At 43.8% G+C, this 2722-nt stretch carries 3 protein-coding genes; all 3 read left to right on the top strand.

Going from position 1 to position 2722, the window contains the following annotated elements; genetic code table 11:
- Positions 1 to 133 (top strand): replication initiation protein (locus HEM79_RS22815; RefSeq protein ID WP_139818216.1); only part of this gene is annotated, 133 nt, incomplete at its 5' end.
- A 314-nt stretch (positions 134 to 447) separates the two neighbouring features.
- Positions 448 to 1287 (top strand): EcsC family protein, encoded by an 840-nt coding sequence (locus HEM79_RS22075; RefSeq protein ID WP_001677176.1) that lies wholly within the window; start codon positions 448 to 450, stop codon positions 1285 to 1287.
- 1110 nt (positions 1288 to 2397) lie between these two features.
- Positions 2398 to 2592, top strand: a complete 195-nt coding sequence (locus HEM79_RS22070; protein ID WP_001041631.1) for a Rop family plasmid primer RNA-binding protein — start codon at positions 2398 to 2400, stop codon at positions 2590 to 2592.
- Positions 2593 to 2722: the final 130 nt, after the last annotated feature.

Raw genomic sequence — 2722 nt, 5'->3', positions numbered from 1 at the left:
CCGCTGCGCCTTATCCGGTAACTATCGTCTTGAGTCCAACCCGGTAAGACACGACAAAGCGCCACTGGCAGCAGCCACTGGTAACTGGACAAGGTGGATTGAGATATTAAGAGTTCTTGAAGTGGTGGCCTAACTGCGGCTACACTAGAAGGACAGTATTTGGTATCTGTGCTCCACCAAGCCAGTTACCCGGTTAAGCAGTCCCCAACTGACTTAACCTTCGACTAAACCGCCTCCCCAGGCGGTTTTTTCGTTTACTGGCAGCAGATTACGCGCAGAAAAAAAGGATCTCAAGAGGATCCTTTGATCTTTTCATCACTCCTACTTCACGGACAACAATGATATCGGCATCTCGCCCGTTGAATCACTGAATTCTCCCAAGGTAAGATCCCAAAACAGACCACTTACAAAAAGTAGGCTACAGATTGATTCATAAGGGATTTTTACATGCATCTTGAAGAAGAAGATCTGCGCGCTTTAGAAAGAGCCGTAGAATTATTAGAACAAGATACAATTACAGAAACACTAACCCAATTAGTTGGAACCCCAATAGATTACTTAATGAGTAAACTTCCCAAAGGAGCAGAAAAGAAAATTTATAGCCTAGTAGAAAAATCTCTCAACAAAGCTGCTAATGCAGCCTTATGGAGCCTAGACAATGAACCTAACCGAATAGCATCAACTAAGACAAATAAGTTCTTTGCTGCCTTATCTGGAGCCATTGGTGGTGCTTTTGGCTTTTCTGCATTAGCAATTGAGTTACCAGTTTCAACGACAATTATGCTTCGTTCAATTGCGGACATAGCAAGAAGTGAAGGTTTTGATCTAGATAGGATTGATACAAAACTAGAGTGTTTAGCGGTGTTTTCCTTCGGAGGACCATCTGAGGACGATGATGCAGTTAATACTGCATACTATGCAACAAGGAATTTGACTGCTGAGATCGTACAAGATTTATCCAAAGAAATTTCTAACATTGCTGTCAAGAACGCTGCTTCAACACAAACAGGAAAATGGTTAGCTTCGTTAATAGAAAAAGTTGCGACAAGATTTGGTATAGTTATTACAGAAAAAATGGCAGCTCAAGCTGCTCCTGTTATTGGAGCACTGGCTGGAGCCACATTAAACACGATGTTTACCGACTATTATCAAGATATGGCTCGAGGTCATTTTATTGTCAAAAGACTTGAGAGAAAATATGGTGATGAATTGATAAAGGCTGAATATATAAAAATCTCAGATAAACTCACCAATCAGAACCAACGGAAGCATTTGAACAGCAACTAACGGTTTCACTAAGTGCATAGCACCGTTATGGCCAGGTGCTATGGAGGGTGTCAACTCACGAACAATCACACAAACAACAAAATTATTTATGATTTTATTTTAAACATTATATTCGCAAAAACTGCATTAATGAAATTGGCTTTTTTTGAATCAACTAAAACAGAGCCACAATTTGGGCACTGACTAAAAGCATTCCCCCCATCAACTAAAACATCGCTACATTTAGGCACAGTTTTACACCAATGGCATGATAAACATTTATAGGTCATAGCCATTCTAATCATTACCAATTTCAACTCCACGCACAAAATAAATAGTTAACCCAGCATCTACGAATATCAATCATATTTACCATAATCCCGTATTGCGCGCACCGCTAAAACGCGCTGAACGCGATTCTGCCGCAAACACCGCAAAAAGAGATGTTTTCCCCGGGGTAAACCGGAAAAATGCGTCAGGCTCGCTTTCAGCTCACTGCATAGCTATGCATGAAAGTGAATGACGATCGGTTTGGGCGCATACAGTGCCCATGAGACACATTTTCGGACATTTTCAGTTCGTGAATCCCTGACTCATTGCTACATATCTGAACAGACACCCCTGGCAGCGCCCCCAGGGGCGTCCTGTAAAAAAACACACCGCGCAGCTAGCAGCACCCCTAATATAAGATGATGTTTTTTATGAAAATAGTCAGTACCACCCCTAAAAAGCGGTGTCGGCGCGGTGTTGTAGCTGCGCCAACACCGCTTTTTTAAATATCACAAAGAGAGCAAGAAGAACTAATTTGTCATAACTCTCTATTTATAAAGAAAAATCAGCAAAAAATTGTTTTTGCGTGGGGTGTGGGCATTTCAGGCATGAGAACAGACTCGCGTTTTTCCGGAGTATCAGCGGAATTATTGATTAAGAAACACTCGACGCAGAGCGAAATTTTATGCAACAGCGGCTGCACTGCACAGGGATTATTTATCAGTTGATATGCTGTGCCATGATACGTCCTAAAGAAACAGGACAGGATGTGCAATTGTAATACCGTCGCCCGCAACGTCTTACAATTACCACCTGCTCAGGGTCCCCCCGACACCCGGAACTGACGGAGAACAACGGAAGGTGAACAAACAACAACAAACTGCGCTGAATATGGCGCGATTTATCAAAAGCCAGAGCCTGACACTGCTTGAAAAACTGGATGCTCTGGATGCTGACGAACAGGCGGCCATGTGCGAACGACTGCACGAACTCGCAGAAGAACTCCAGAACAGCATCCAGATTCGCTTTGAGGCCGAAAGTGAAACAGGAACATAACGAAGCTGACGGAGGCGGTCACGGCTTTCCCGTGGGCGTTTTCGTCAGCAGACAAGCCCGTCAGGGCGCGTCAGGGGGTTTTAGCGGGTGTCGGGGCGCAGCCATGACCCAGTCACGTAGCGATAGCGGA

The sequence above is a fragment of the Escherichia sp. 93.0816 genome (assembly GCF_013368855.2).
In the GTDB taxonomy this organism is placed as follows: Bacteria; Pseudomonadota; Gammaproteobacteria; order Enterobacterales; family Enterobacteriaceae; genus Escherichia; species Escherichia ruysiae.
This window is presented reverse-complemented; position numbering and strand designations above follow the sequence as displayed.